Annotated in this window: 13 protein-coding genes; all 13 read right to left on the reverse strand. The window is 56.8% G+C overall.

The window, feature by feature from the left end; translation table 11 throughout:
* Window positions 1-299: 299 nt before the first annotated feature.
* Complete coding sequence (lysS, locus tag ACFFK0_RS27225) at window positions 300-1,814, reverse strand: lysine--tRNA ligase (protein ID WP_377473920.1); 1,515 nt, start codon at window positions 1,812-1,814, stop codon at window positions 300-302.
* 63 nt (window positions 1,815-1,877) lie between these two features.
* Complete coding sequence (greA, locus tag ACFFK0_RS27230; protein WP_377473922.1) at window positions 1,878-2,357, reverse strand: transcription elongation factor GreA; 480 nt, start codon at window positions 2,355-2,357, stop codon at window positions 1,878-1,880.
* A gap of 171 nt (window positions 2,358-2,528) precedes the next feature.
* Window positions 2,529-3,551: a tRNA dihydrouridine synthase DusB gene (gene dusB, locus ACFFK0_RS27235; protein ID WP_377473924.1), complete on the reverse strand. Its 1,023-nt coding sequence runs from the start codon at window positions 3,549-3,551 to the stop codon at window positions 2,529-2,531.
* 39 nt (window positions 3,552-3,590) lie between these two features.
* A complete protein-coding gene (locus tag ACFFK0_RS27240; RefSeq protein WP_377473926.1) occupies window positions 3,591-3,803 on the reverse strand; it encodes a helix-turn-helix domain-containing protein in 213 nt (70 codons plus the stop codon).
* Complete coding sequence (folK, locus tag ACFFK0_RS27245; RefSeq protein ID WP_377473928.1) at window positions 3,755-4,354, reverse strand: 2-amino-4-hydroxy-6-hydroxymethyldihydropteridine diphosphokinase; 600 nt, start codon at window positions 4,352-4,354, stop codon at window positions 3,755-3,757. The genes ACFFK0_RS27240 and folK overlap by 49 nt, the downstream gene beginning before the upstream one ends.
* A gap of 8 nt (window positions 4,355-4,362) precedes the next feature.
* Window positions 4,363-4,746: a dihydroneopterin aldolase gene (folB, locus tag ACFFK0_RS27250; protein WP_377473930.1), complete on the reverse strand. Its 384-nt coding sequence runs from the start codon at window positions 4,744-4,746 to the stop codon at window positions 4,363-4,365.
* On the reverse strand, window positions 4,746-5,633 hold the full coding sequence (folP, locus tag ACFFK0_RS27255; protein ID WP_377473932.1) for a dihydropteroate synthase: 888 nt from the start codon (window positions 5,631-5,633) through the stop codon (window positions 4,746-4,748). The genes folB and folP overlap by 1 nt, the downstream gene beginning before the upstream one ends.
* Window positions 5,630-6,526, reverse strand: coding sequence for an aminodeoxychorismate lyase (pabC, locus tag ACFFK0_RS27260; RefSeq protein ID WP_377473934.1), 897 nt, complete (start codon window positions 6,524-6,526; stop codon window positions 5,630-5,632). The genes folP and pabC overlap by 4 nt, the downstream gene beginning before the upstream one ends.
* Window positions 6,527-6,529: 3 nt before the next feature.
* Window positions 6,530-7,114: an aminodeoxychorismate/anthranilate synthase component II gene (gene pabA / locus ACFFK0_RS27265; protein ID WP_377473936.1), complete on the reverse strand. Its 585-nt coding sequence runs from the start codon at window positions 7,112-7,114 to the stop codon at window positions 6,530-6,532.
* Entirely contained in the window at window positions 7,095-8,693 is a 1,599-nt protein-coding gene (locus tag ACFFK0_RS27270; RefSeq protein ID WP_377473938.1) for an anthranilate synthase component I family protein, read from the reverse strand. The genes pabA and ACFFK0_RS27270 overlap by 20 nt, the downstream gene beginning before the upstream one ends.
* Window positions 8,694-8,822: 129 nt before the next feature.
* Window positions 8,823-9,764 carry a cysteine synthase A gene (cysK, locus tag ACFFK0_RS27275; protein WP_377473939.1) on the reverse strand — a complete coding sequence of 314 codons (942 nt, stop codon included), beginning with the start codon at window positions 9,762-9,764 and terminating at the stop codon, window positions 8,823-8,825.
* Between the two features lie 140 nt (window positions 9,765-9,904).
* A complete protein-coding gene (locus ACFFK0_RS27280) occupies window positions 9,905-10,897 on the reverse strand; it encodes a peptidylprolyl isomerase (protein WP_377473941.1) in 993 nt (330 codons plus the stop codon).
* Between the two features lie 30 nt (window positions 10,898-10,927).
* Window positions 10,928-11,800, reverse strand: a complete 873-nt coding sequence (hslO, locus tag ACFFK0_RS27285; protein ID WP_377473943.1) for an Hsp33 family molecular chaperone HslO — start codon at window positions 11,798-11,800, stop codon at window positions 10,928-10,930.
* Window position 11,801 lies beyond the last annotated feature (1 nt).

Consider the following 11,801-nt stretch of genomic DNA (forward strand, 5'->3'; position numbering starts at 1 on the left):
TGTATTAGGCACGCCGCCAGCGTTCGTCCTGAGCCAGGATCAAACTCTCCAATAAAGTTTGAATCATAAGCTCTGAAACATAACACTTGCGTGTTGTATTACTTAAACCTCTCACTCGTCATTCAGTTTTCAAGGAGCAATCGACAGCAGCCGAAGCCGCTAACTTTGGTGCTTTATGTCGTCCGTCTCAGCGGCGACTTTTATAAGATACCACAGACGCTGCTACGATTGCAAGCGCAATTTACAAACTATTTACTGGTATTGAAAAATGGGGCCCGCAGGCCCCATTCCCAACACCATTACTCGCCTTGCCGTTCCCGCATCAGCGGGAATAACAATACGTCGCGGATGGACGGAGCATCGGTGAGCAGCATGACCAAACGGTCGATGCCGATCCCGAGGCCGCCGGTAGGCGGCATGCCGTACTCAAGTGCCCGGATGAAATCCTCATCCATCATATGCGCCTCGTCGTTTCCTTGTTCCCGCTCCTTGAGCTGCGCTTCGAACCGCTCCCGCTGATCGATCGGGTCATTCAATTCCGTAAACGCATTGGCATGCTCGCGCGCCACGATAAACAGCTCGAAGCGGTCCGTGAAGCGCGGATCGTCGGCATTTTTCTTGGCGAGCGGCGAAATGGCGGTCGGGTGACCGAAAATAAACGTAGGCTGAATCAGCGTTTCTTCGACGAAATGCTCGAAGAACGCATTCACGATGTGGCCGAACGTATGCGAAGGCTCGACCGGCACTTTATGCTCCTTGGCCAAGCGGTGCGCTTCCTCATCGGACATCTCCGCCCAGAAATCGACGCCGACCACTTCCCGAATGGCATCGACCATATGAACGCGGCGCCACTCCGGCTCCAGATTCACTTCATGGCCTTGATATTGAATCTTCGTCGTACCCAGCACTTCGCGAGCGATATGAGCGATCATCTCTTCCGTCAGCTTCATGATATCGCGGTAATCGGCATACGCCTCATACAGCTCGATCATTGTAAACTCCGGATTGTGGCGCGTCGAAATGCCTTCGTTGCGGTATACGCGGCCGATCTCGTACACCTTCTCCAGACCGCCGACAATAAGCCGCTTCAGATGCAGCTCGATGGCAATACGCATATACAGCTGCATGTCGAGCGCATTGTGATGCGTAATGAACGGACGCGCGGAAGCGCCGCCGGCGATAGCATGCAGCGTAGGCGTCTCGACCTCCAAGTAGCCGCGGCTGTCCAAATACCGGCGCATCGACTGAATAATCCGGGAACGGGCAATAAACGTCTGCTGAACATCCTGGTTCATGATCAAGTCGACGTAACGCTGGCGGTAGCGCAGCTCGACGTCCTTCAACCCATGATACTTCTCCGGCAAAGGCAGCAGCGACTTCGTCACAAATTCGAGCGATTGTACCTTAACGGACGTCTCGCCGGTTTTCGTCTTAAACACGACGCCGCGAACACCGACCAAATCGCCGATGTCGAGCAGGTCGAACGCTTGGTACGCCTTGTCGCCCACCGCATCTTCGCGCACGTAAATCTGGATTTTGCCGGTAATGTCTTGAATGTGTGCGAAGCTGGCTTTCCCCATCCCTCGCTTCTGCATAATCCGGCCGGCAACGCTGACGACCGGCTGCGACGCTTCCAGCTCTTCTTTGCTGGTGCCGTCGTAAGCGTCCAACACTTGCTTCGCATGGTGCGTCTGCTCAAACTTTTGCCCGAACGGGTCCACGCCCAAGCCGCGCAGCTCGTCCAGCTTGTCCCGGCGAATTTGCAGCAGCTCGCTTAATTCTTTACTCTCCGTCTCTTGACTCACAATAAACACTCCTATCGGGGGGTATAAACGGTGAAAAAAGCTTCCTGTAGGGAAGCTTTCTTATCAATCCGATTACTTCTTCTGAATATCGATAATTTGATATTGAATGACGCCGGCCGGAACGTTGACATCTACAGTAGCACCGCGGGATTTGCCCAGAATCGCCTTGCCGACCGGACTCTCGTTCGAGATCTTGTTCTGGAACGGGTCCGACTCTGCGGAGCCGACAATCGTATATTCAATCGTATCACCGAATTCAAGATCCTTCAACGTAACGGCACAGCCGACGCTGACGACATCGGTACCGACTTCGTCGTCGTTAATAATACGTGCGTTGCGGAGCATCTTCTCCAGCGTAATAATGCGCCCTTCGATAAAAGCTTGTTCGTTCTTCGCATCCTCGTACTCGGAGTTCTCGCTGATATCGCCGTAGCCGATCGCTACCTTAATCCGCTCCGCCACCTCCCGGCGCTTCACGGATTTGAGATGCTCAAGCTCTTCTTCCAGCTTCTTCAGACCTTCTTGGGTGAGAATAACCTGCTTCTCGTTCATTTCACCGATCTCCCGTCCTGTGAAAGAGTCAACTGCGTATATCTTGCCATTCACGTATCCTTAATATATTACCGGATAACCCCATCATGACTCGGTTTATTGCCTGATTATATTGCAACCGCTACCGATTGTCAAACATAGGGAAATCGCCCAATTGGGCGCCGCACAGCCTTAATAGACAACTGCCGTGTCGGCTTCGGCGTCGGATATTTGAACGGAGGATGCGTCGACTGAAGCAACAAAGTCCTGCAGGATACGCACCATCTCATCGCGCTTTGTCTCTTCCATGATGACGTCCTTCACACGTGCGGCACCCGGCATTCCTTTCAAATACCAAGCCAGATGCTTGCGCATTTCGCGCACGGCCGTGTATTCGCCCTTGAGCGCAACCAGCCGGTCCATATGCAAAATCGCAATCCGGATTTTTTCCGCCGGAGCCGGCTCGGGCAGCAGCTCGCCCGATTGCAAATATTGCACGGTTCGGTACAGCATCCACGGGTTGCCGAGCGCACCGCGGCCGATCATGATCCCGTCGACGCCGCTTTCGTCGAGTCGCCGCTTGGCTTCCTCCGGTGTGGAGATGTCGCCGTTCCCGATCACAGGAATGCTCACGGACTGCTTGACTTCCTTGATGACGTCCCAATCCGCCCGGCCGGTGTACAGCTGCTCCCTCGTACGTCCGTGAACGGACACGGCGGCGCCGCCCGCGCGCTCTACGGCCTTGGCGTTCTCAACTGCGTAAATATGCTCATGATCCCAGCCGATGCGCATCTTGACCGTCACCGGCTTGGAGACAGACGCCACAACCGCGGATACCATCTCCTCAATCTTACCCGGGTCGAGCAGCCAACGGGCGCCGGCGTCGCATTTGGTCACCTTCGGCACCGGGCAGCCCATATTAATATCGATAATGTCGGCATTCGTACGAGTGTCCACGATTTTGGCCGCTTCCACAAGCGTTTCCTTATCGCCCCCAAAAATTTGCAAAGACAACGGCTTCTCGCGTTCGTCGACGTAGAGCATCTCCATTGTCCGCGTGTTGCCGTGAACAATCGCTTTGTCGCTAACCATCTCGGCGCAGACGAGACCTGTGCCGAATTCCTTTGCAATCAGACGGAATGCAGGGTTGCAGACGCCGGCCATCGGGGCCAGCACGACTTGGTTCGGGGCGGTGACGTTGCCGATTTTCAACATGATGCAGTTCCCCCTCTCTGGAAAATGTGACTGTAATGCTTATCGAGTAACGGTCGGACTCAGCTCTTCCATATCGATGCCGAGTACGCCGGCAATATTCTGCAGGATGCGCGGGTCCGGTTTCCGGGTACCCCGCTCGATGGCTCCGAGGATTGCTATCGAAACGCCGAGCTGGTCGGCAAGTTCGTTCTGGGTATAGCCTTTCAATTTGCGGAACGCTCGGATTCGCTGAGCGATATTGATTTTTTCCATAAAGTGATGCCTTCCTTTCCTTCCAGTGTTTCCAACTGCCGTGTGAAGGATTCCCGAAGGTGTCCGGGCGAACCGATGTCATTCATTACCTCGAGCAGCGGCACGAGCACGAAGGCCCGTTCGCCCATTCTAGGGTGCGGCACGGTCAGTTCCGGTTCGGAGACTTGACGTTCTCCGTAAAGCAGCAGATCCAGATCGATCGTACGCGGCCCCCAGCGGATCGTACGCGTGCGGCCGAGCGATCGTTCAATGTCCAGCAAAGCGGCAAGCAGTTCCTTCGGCGAAAGCCGCGTTGCGACGGCGGCGACCATATTCAAGAAGGGCGGCTGCTCCGTATAGCCGACGGGGTCCGTCTCATAAATGCTGGATTGCCCGAGCAGTTCAAGCCCGGAGTGAGCGGCCAGCGCCTCTACGGCTAGCGCCAAATAATCCTCGCGCCGATTGATGTTGGAGCCCAAACCGATATAAGCGACCTCGCGCAGGCCGTTGAAGCCCGATTGGTCTTTCTGTTGCCGGTCGGCGGAAGCGCCGCCATTCGATTGTTCCGTCATTGTGTCGGTTATGCCCGCTTTCGGTGAATTTCGACAGATACCCCTTGCAGCTGTCCGCCGAATGGCGGATGCAGCTTCGTTACGCGGACCGTCAGTTCATGGATTCTAGTATAAGTATGGAAAAGCTCCATTGCAACCCGTTCCGCCAACGTCTCCAGCAGCTTCACGGGCTCGCCCTCGACGATTCCTTTGATCAGCGCATATGCGTCGGCATAGTTGATCGTTTGCTCGAGATCGTCGTAACGGCCGGCCTGCTCCAACGGCAAACGCATCGTGACATCCAGCATAAACCGCTGGCCCAGCCTCGTCTCCTCGGGGAATGCCCCGTGATATCCATAAAATAACATGCCCGACATGATGATCGAGTCTAGTTGCGGAGCAGCTTCGTTCATTAGATCATCCCCTTTGTGTTGACGTCGCTTCCGAGACTGCGGCGAACGATCGCATCCGTCATATCGGCGATGCGCCGGTTCGGCTTGATATCGTGGACGCGGACCATGTCACAGCCGGCCGCGATGCCAAGCACCGTCGTCGCCGCCGTCCCCTCAACAATATCATTCGCAGGCAGGTCCAGCGTTTGGCGCAAAAAGCTCTTGCGGGACGCTGCGAGCAGCATCGGATAGCCGGCAAGGCGGTCCGTCAGCTCGCCGAGCCGGTTCAGTACCTCCATGTTCTGCGCGTACGATTTGGCAAAACCCAGTCCGGGATCGACGATAATGCGCGACGGATCGATTCCGGCTTGAACGGCTGTATCGATAGATTCTTGCAAGTCGCTCACCATAGCGGCGATGAGATCTCCCTCGTATTCGGCGGAGCGGCGGTTGTGCATCAGGATGACCGGACAGCCGTAACGGGCTGCGGTACCGGCCATAGCCGGATCGGCTGTGAGACGCCACACATCATTGATGATATCGGCGCCCGCTTCAAGCGCACGGCTGGCTACCTCCGCCTTGTACGTATCCACCGAGATCGGTATATGCGGCAGTTCGAAGCGGATCGCCTCAATGACGGGCAGCACGCGCCGCAGCTCTTCTTCCAGGCTTACCTGCGCAGCTCCGGGCCGCGTCGATTCGCCACCGATGTCGAGCAGATCGGCGCCTTCCTGCACCATAAGGCGAGCCTGCTCCAGCGCCGCCTCAACGTTCGTGTACCGCCCTCCATCGGAGAACGAATCCGGCGTAACGTTCAAGATACCCATAATGAGCGTTCGGCGGCCTAATTCAAGCGTCAGCCCCGAAGACAACGGGATGGTGCGTATCGGATTTTGACGGTATGTCATAGGTTATTCGCTTCTTTCCTATAGTGATGCAGCAGCTGCCGGGTGATCGGCCCGGGCGTTTTGTCAGAACGGTTCAGATCGGCATCAATCAGAGCCCCGACCGGCACAAGCTCCTGAATCGAATTGGTCAAGAAAACTTCATCTGCAGACAGCAGATCCCCCCACGTATATAAGCCTTCTTGGACCGGAATCCTTTGCTTCGCCGCCAGCTCCAGCACATAAGCCCGTGTAATCCCCGGCAGGATGCCCGTTGCCAGCGAAGGCGTATACAGGCAGCCGCCCCGAATGAAGAACAGATTGCTGACGATACCTTCTGCGAGAAAGCCTTGTTCGGTCAGCATGAGACCTTCGGGCGGGGAAGCGTCGGTTCCGGCGGTGCTTATTGGGGGCTTGGCGAGTAAGGAACTGAGTTCGATTTTGGCCAAGTAATTGTTCATATAGTGAAGCGACTTGAAGCGGTATGCCCCCTCCGGCGTGTTGCGAGCCGTCCGCAGCTGGAGCAGCGGCTTGCCCCGCTGCTCCAACACCGGATCCACAGGCGGAAGGGGCTTCACGTACAGGATAATTGTAGGCTCCTCGTACTCGCCGGAAGGCAGCCCGAGCTGGTTCGGACCGGCGGTGACCGTCAAACGAAAGTAAGCGTCCGCGAGACCGTTCGCTTGGAGCAGCTCGGAGATTTGGCGTTCCACATCGGGCGCCGACAACCCGGGCTCAATTCTCAGCTGCCCGCACCCGTCGGCAAGCCGGTCCAGATGCTGCTGCAGCAAGAACGCGCGCCCCCCGTACGTCCTGAACGTCTCGAACAAACCGATGCCGTAAAGAAAGCCGTGATCGTATGCGGAGACCACGGCTTTCGCTTGTTCAATTAATGTTCCATTCATGAAGATCTTCATGCATTAAGCCTTATTGGCTGCGGCCGTGGAATTCAAGAAGTTGCGCAGCATCTGATGTCCGTAGTCGGTAATAATCGATTCCGGATGAAACTGAACGCCCTCGATCGGGTATTCCTTGTGGCGAAGGCCCATAATTTCGCCTTCTTCCGTCCGTGCGCTGATCTCCAGACAGTCCGGCAGCGTCTCCGCCTTCACGATCAGCGAATGGTAGCGCGTTGCCGTAAACGGCGAAGGCAGTCCTTCGAACACCGACTTGCCGTCATGATAGATCGGCGACGTCTTGCCGTGCATCAAACGCTCCGCTTTGATGACTTCGCCTCCGAACGCTTGCCCGATCGACTGGTGTCCGAGGCAGACGCCGAAGATCGGAATCCGGCCCTTGAACCGGTCGATGACCGCCAGGCTGATTCCTGCTTCATTCGGAGTGCACGGTCCCGGCGAGATCAGGATGTGGTCGGGGCGCAGCGCCTCGATTCCGTCCAGGTCGATCTCGTCGTTCCTCCGTACGGTTACTTGTTCGCCGAGCTCACCGAGGTACTGCACCAGGTTGTACGTAAACGAGTCGTAGTTATCGATCACGAGTATCATTGGCTTGTTCCTCCGTTAATTGGATTGCCTTCCACAAAGCCTTTGCCTTGTTCAGCGATTCGGCGTATTCCTTGTCCGGAACGGAGTCGATGACGATGCCGGCGCCCGCCTGCACCCATCCGACTTGTCCATTGACGACAAGCGTACGTATAAGTATATTAAATTCCAAATTCCCTCCGTAGTCAATCCATCCTAAGGCGCCTGTATACGGACCGCGGCGAACGGGCTCCAGCTCTTCGATAATTTCCATCGTACGAACCTTCGGGGCGCCGGTAATCGTTCCGCCCGGGAACGTCGCGGCAATAACGTCGAAAGCGTCGTTGCCGTCCGCAAGCTCGCCGGTTACCTCCGACACAATGTGCATCACGTGGGAATACCGCTCGATCGCCATAAGCTCGTCCACTTTCACGGTGCCGTAAGTCGAGATGCGGCCAAGGTCGTTGCGTTCCAGATCGACCAGCATGATGTGCTCGGCGCGTTCTTTTTCGCTCAGCAGCAGTTCCTCCGACAGCTTCGCGTCGTCCGCTTCGTTCGCCGATCTCGGCCTCGTTCCCGCGATCGGTCTTGTGCGCAGCTTACGGCCGTGCAGCTGAACGAGCAGCTCCGGCGATCCGGATACGAGCTTGACATCACCCAGACGCAGCAGTCCCATATACGGCGAAGGATTGACAATGCGCAGCGTTTCATAGATTTGCTCCGCTGTCACACCTAGATGCGGTGTCGTTTGGCGCGTCGACAAATTGACCTGGAACACATCCCCTGCCGAAATATATGCTTGAATCCGCTCCACCGCCCGCATGAACGACTCCTTGTCGAAAGAACGTTCAAGCCCTCTCAGCTGCTCGAGGTCGATATCCAGGTTCCGGTCCCGGACAGCTTGTTCAATCCGCTCGCGCTGCCGGACGATCGTCTCGTCGCGAGCGGCCCGGTCTCTGAAGACGCACCATTCGGCATACATTTGCTCGGCTCTCTGTTCCGCTTCCGAGTACAGCGTTGGTACGGTCTCGCCGTTGCGCAGCCCCTTATGAACGACGATATAGAGGTCTCCGGTCTCACGGTCGACAATATACAGCTCATCCACTAGAAGAAACGCATAGTCGGGTATTCCTTCATTCCGCGCTGCGACGGTCGGGAGCTTCTCCAGCGAACGAACGATATCATAGCCCCAATAGCCTACGCATCCTCCCAGGAAGGGCGGCAGCCCCGCCCCCTGCGGACGGGGAGCTGCGTGCGGTTCCAACCAGCGTTTGACGAGCTCCAGCGGCGCCCCGCCTAGCTCGCAGCCGGCTGCAGGATCGCTGCCGGAGCTGCCAAGCGGTGCGGATACGCTGGCTTCACGCCCGGTTCCGCGAATCACCGAGGCTGCCTGCCGTCCAAGATACGTATATCGTCCCGTTCTGCCGCTCTCCAATACGAACGATTCCGGCAGCGCTTCCTGCCAGGCATATAACCATGATAGCGGGAGCTTCCCTTCGGACGGATGCCTGCGAATGAAAGGAAGCTTGGTGTAGGGCCGCCCTTGCGCGTCCGCACCGGCTTCCGCCCACGCCTCCCATTCTGCCAATGTTGTCACGTTCAACCGTTCGTCCCCCCTGCCAATTTAGCCCTAAGTATAAGGGAACGATTCCGAAAAATAAAGCCCCGCCGCAAACAGCAAAACGGCAGCCAAACTCAACGAGTCTGACTGCCGCGGATATGTCTGGTTCTATTATTGATCTTCGAATTGGTACAGCGGCGTGCTGAGGTAGCGCTCGCCGTTGCTTGGTACGACGGCGACGACGCGCTTGCCTGCACCGAGCTCCTTCGCCACTTGCAGCGCTGCGAAGATCGCCGCACCGGACGAGATACCGCCGAGAATGCCTTCTTCCTTCGCTACACGGCGGGAAGTTTCGAAAGCTTCTTCGTTGTCCACCTTGATGACGCCGTCATAGATGGATGTATTCAAAATGTCAGGAACAAAGCCTGCGCCGATACCTTGGATCTTGTGCGGTCCCGGCTGGCCGCCGGACAATACCGGCGAATTGGTCGGCTCGACAGCGTAGATCTTGATGCCGGGGAAGTTCTCCCGCAGCACGCCGCCTGCGCCTGTAATCGTACCGCCTGTACCTACGCCCGCGATGAATGCGTCCAGCTTGCCGTCGTGGCCTTTGATCGCTTCGACGATTTCCGGGCCGGTCGTTTCGCGGTGGATTTTCACGTTCGCTTGGTTCTTGAATTGCTGCGGCATGAAGTAGCTTGGGTTCTCCGCTTGCAGCTCTTCTGCACGACGGATCGCACCTTTCATCCCTTCCGCACCCGGCGTCAGAACGAGCTGTGCGCCGTATGCGCGAAGCAGGTTGCGGCGCTCCATCGACATCGTCTCAGGCATAACGAGAATGGCTTTGTAGCCTTTCGCTGCGGCGACCATCGCCAGACCGATACCGGTGTTACCGCTCGTAGGCTCGATGATGGTGTCGCCCGGCTTGATTTTGCCTTCGGCTTCGGCTACTTCGATCATGGAAATCGCAATCCGGTCCTTTACGCTGGCGCCCGGGTTCTGGAACTCGAGCTTCACGTAAATTTCGGCATATCCTTCCGGTACGACACGATTCAAGCGAACCAGCGGTGTGTCGCCGATTAATTGCGTTACGTTCTGAACTAATTTAGCCATGATATGTCCCTCCTGAATAAAGTAAAGAGATAGAATATCCGAGTTAATCACTAGGTATTAATAATCCCATGATATCAGCCCATAGTCCCATTGTCAACCATTTCCCGTACAAGTCCTCTATACCCCGGCAACGGCTCGATCTAAGGGGAGAATGCCGGATCCTTGATTTCGGTCCGATATTTGATCCGCAACGTTTTCACAAGCTCCTGCAGCGGAGGCGCTTCGCTCAGCGCCAGCTGCTTGCGCACCTGCTCGCGTACCGTTTGCGGGTCGGCTCCCTTTTTTATTTTGCGCTCTTTCAGCTGAATAATCGCATAACGCCCATCTTCGATGGCGATCGGCTGCGAGAACGCGCCGACCTTCATGGTCAGCGCCACTTTCATGACAGAGGCCGGAAGAAACGGGTCCCCTTCCTCGATATACCCCAGATCGCCTCCGCCGTTCGCCGTCTCTTCATCGATAGAGCGGTCCCGCGCAACTTGCGCGAAATCCGCCCCCTTCACAAGCTCATTGTAAGCTTTATCGGCCAGCTCCCGGTTAGCGGAAATAATTTGAGCAAGGTGCAGCTCGACCCCCTGCTTGAATTCCTCGGGATGCTCGCTTATGTACTCGTTCACTTGCTCGTCGCTGATCTTAATGTTGTTCGTGGCGATCCGCTCCAGCAGCAGCTTATATAACATATCTTCACGAATTTGCTCGCGGGTCATCCCCAGCTGCTCTTTCATCGACTTGTAAAATTGCTCTTCGCCATCGTACCCTTGCTGCATCCGCTTGAGCTCTTGATCGATTTCTTCAGGGGTCACGCCGACGCCCAGCGCCTTACCCTCAAGCCGGATCGCTTCACGATCAAGCAGCTGATTCAGCAAGGTAGCGCCGTAGCGCCTGCCAAGCTCCTCGTACAGTTCGCCAAGCGTAAACGTTCGGCCCTCCACCGTCGCTACGGCACGCCCCGTATCGGTCAGCCCGCCCGAAGGCTGCTGGCTTGGAGCACCCGGAGTGTCCGGATGCCCGGTTCCGTTTCCTGCCGAACCCTGTGAGCCGAGCCCGCCGCGAAGCGTGATGACGCCGAGCAGGGCGGCTATAATGATCGCCTCGAGTGCAATCAAGCCCCACAGTCGCTTCGTCTTCTGCATGCCGTCTCCTTTGAATACCAATATTCCCTTTTATCCGATCTGTTCAATTAAATGCTTCAGGTCATCGGACTCGAAACGATAAGGCTCGTTGCAGTAGTGACATACCGCCTCGGCGAAGCCTTCCTCATCCAGAATGGCCTGCAGCTCGGTGCGTCCCAAGGAGATGAGCGCCTGTTCGATTCTTTCCTTCGTGCAAGGACAGTGAAAGCGGATATCCATGCGTTCCAGCACCTGAACGTCGGGCAGCACCTGACGCAAAATTTCCTCCGGCGTTGCCCCGCCGTCCAGCAGCTTCGTCACCGGCGGAATCGCAGCCAGCTTCTGTTCAATGTCGCCAATCTCCTCGTCCGTCAGACCGGGCAGCAGCTGTATGATGAATCCGCCCGACACGCGAACAAGCACATCCCGATCGGCCAAAACGCCAAGCGCAACGGCGGAGGGCGTCTGCTCCGAATACGCGAAATAATACGTAAAATCTTCCGCCAGCTCGCCGGAAATCAGCTGCACGCTGCCGCGGTAAGGCTCCTTAAGGCCCAGATCCTTCGTGACAACCAGCGCCCCGTCGACGCCGACCGCACCGGCGACGTCGAGCTTGCCGGCGGCATTCGGAGGCAGATCGACGTGCGGATTGTCAACGTAACCGCGCACTTCGCCGTTCGCATTGGCGTCCACCACGATTTTGCCGATCGGTCCGCCGCCATGAATTTGAATCGTCAGCTTCTCCTGCCCTTTCAGCATTGCCCCCATCATCAGCGCCGCAGCCGCCGTACGGCCGAGTGCGGCCGTAGCGACCGGAGACGTGTCGTGACGGCGGCGCATTTCTTCCGTGATGCCGGTCGTAACGACCGCAAACGCCCGTACCTGTCCGTTAAGCGCCGTGCCTCTTATCAAATAATCGCCCATG

The organism is Paenibacillus chartarius (assembly GCF_042432825.1).
In the GTDB taxonomy this organism is placed as follows: domain Bacteria; phylum Bacillota; class Bacilli; order Paenibacillales; family NBRC-103111; genus Gordoniibacillus; species Gordoniibacillus chartarius.

Bases quoted from the DNA above. Each gene is read 5' to 3' on its own strand.
- folK (WP_377473928.1), bottom strand. From the start codon at position 4,354: ATGACGGAACAATCGAATGGCGGCGCTTCCGCCGACCGGCAACAGAAA.
- pabC (WP_377473934.1), bottom strand. From the start codon at position 6,526: ATGAAGATCTTCATGAATGGAACATTAATTGAACAAGCGAAAGCCGTG.
- hslO (WP_377473943.1), bottom strand. From the start codon at position 11,800: ATGGGCGATTATTTGATAAGAGGCACGGCGCTTAACGGACAGGTACGG.
- ACFFK0_RS27240 (WP_377473926.1), bottom strand. From the start codon at position 3,803: ATGGAAAAAATCAATATCGCTCAGCGAATCCGAGCGTTCCGCAAATTG.
- folP (WP_377473932.1), bottom strand. From the start codon at position 5,633: ATGACATACCGTCAAAATCCGATACGCACCATCCCGTTGTCTTCGGGG.
- greA (WP_377473922.1), bottom strand. From the start codon at position 2,357: ATGAACGAGAAGCAGGTTATTCTCACCCAAGAAGGTCTGAAGAAGCTG.
- pabA (WP_377473936.1), bottom strand. From the start codon at position 7,114: ATGATACTCGTGATCGATAACTACGACTCGTTTACGTACAACCTGGTG.
- folB (WP_377473930.1), bottom strand. From the start codon at position 4,746: ATGAACGAAGCTGCTCCGCAACTAGACTCGATCATCATGTCGGGCATG.
- dusB (WP_377473924.1), bottom strand. From the start codon at position 3,551: ATGTTGAAAATCGGCAACGTCACCGCCCCGAACCAAGTCGTGCTGGCC.
- ACFFK0_RS27280 (WP_377473941.1), bottom strand. From the start codon at position 10,897: ATGCAGAAGACGAAGCGACTGTGGGGCTTGATTGCACTCGAGGCGATC.
- cysK (WP_377473939.1), bottom strand. From the start codon at position 9,764: ATGGCTAAATTAGTTCAGAACGTAACGCAATTAATCGGCGACACACCG.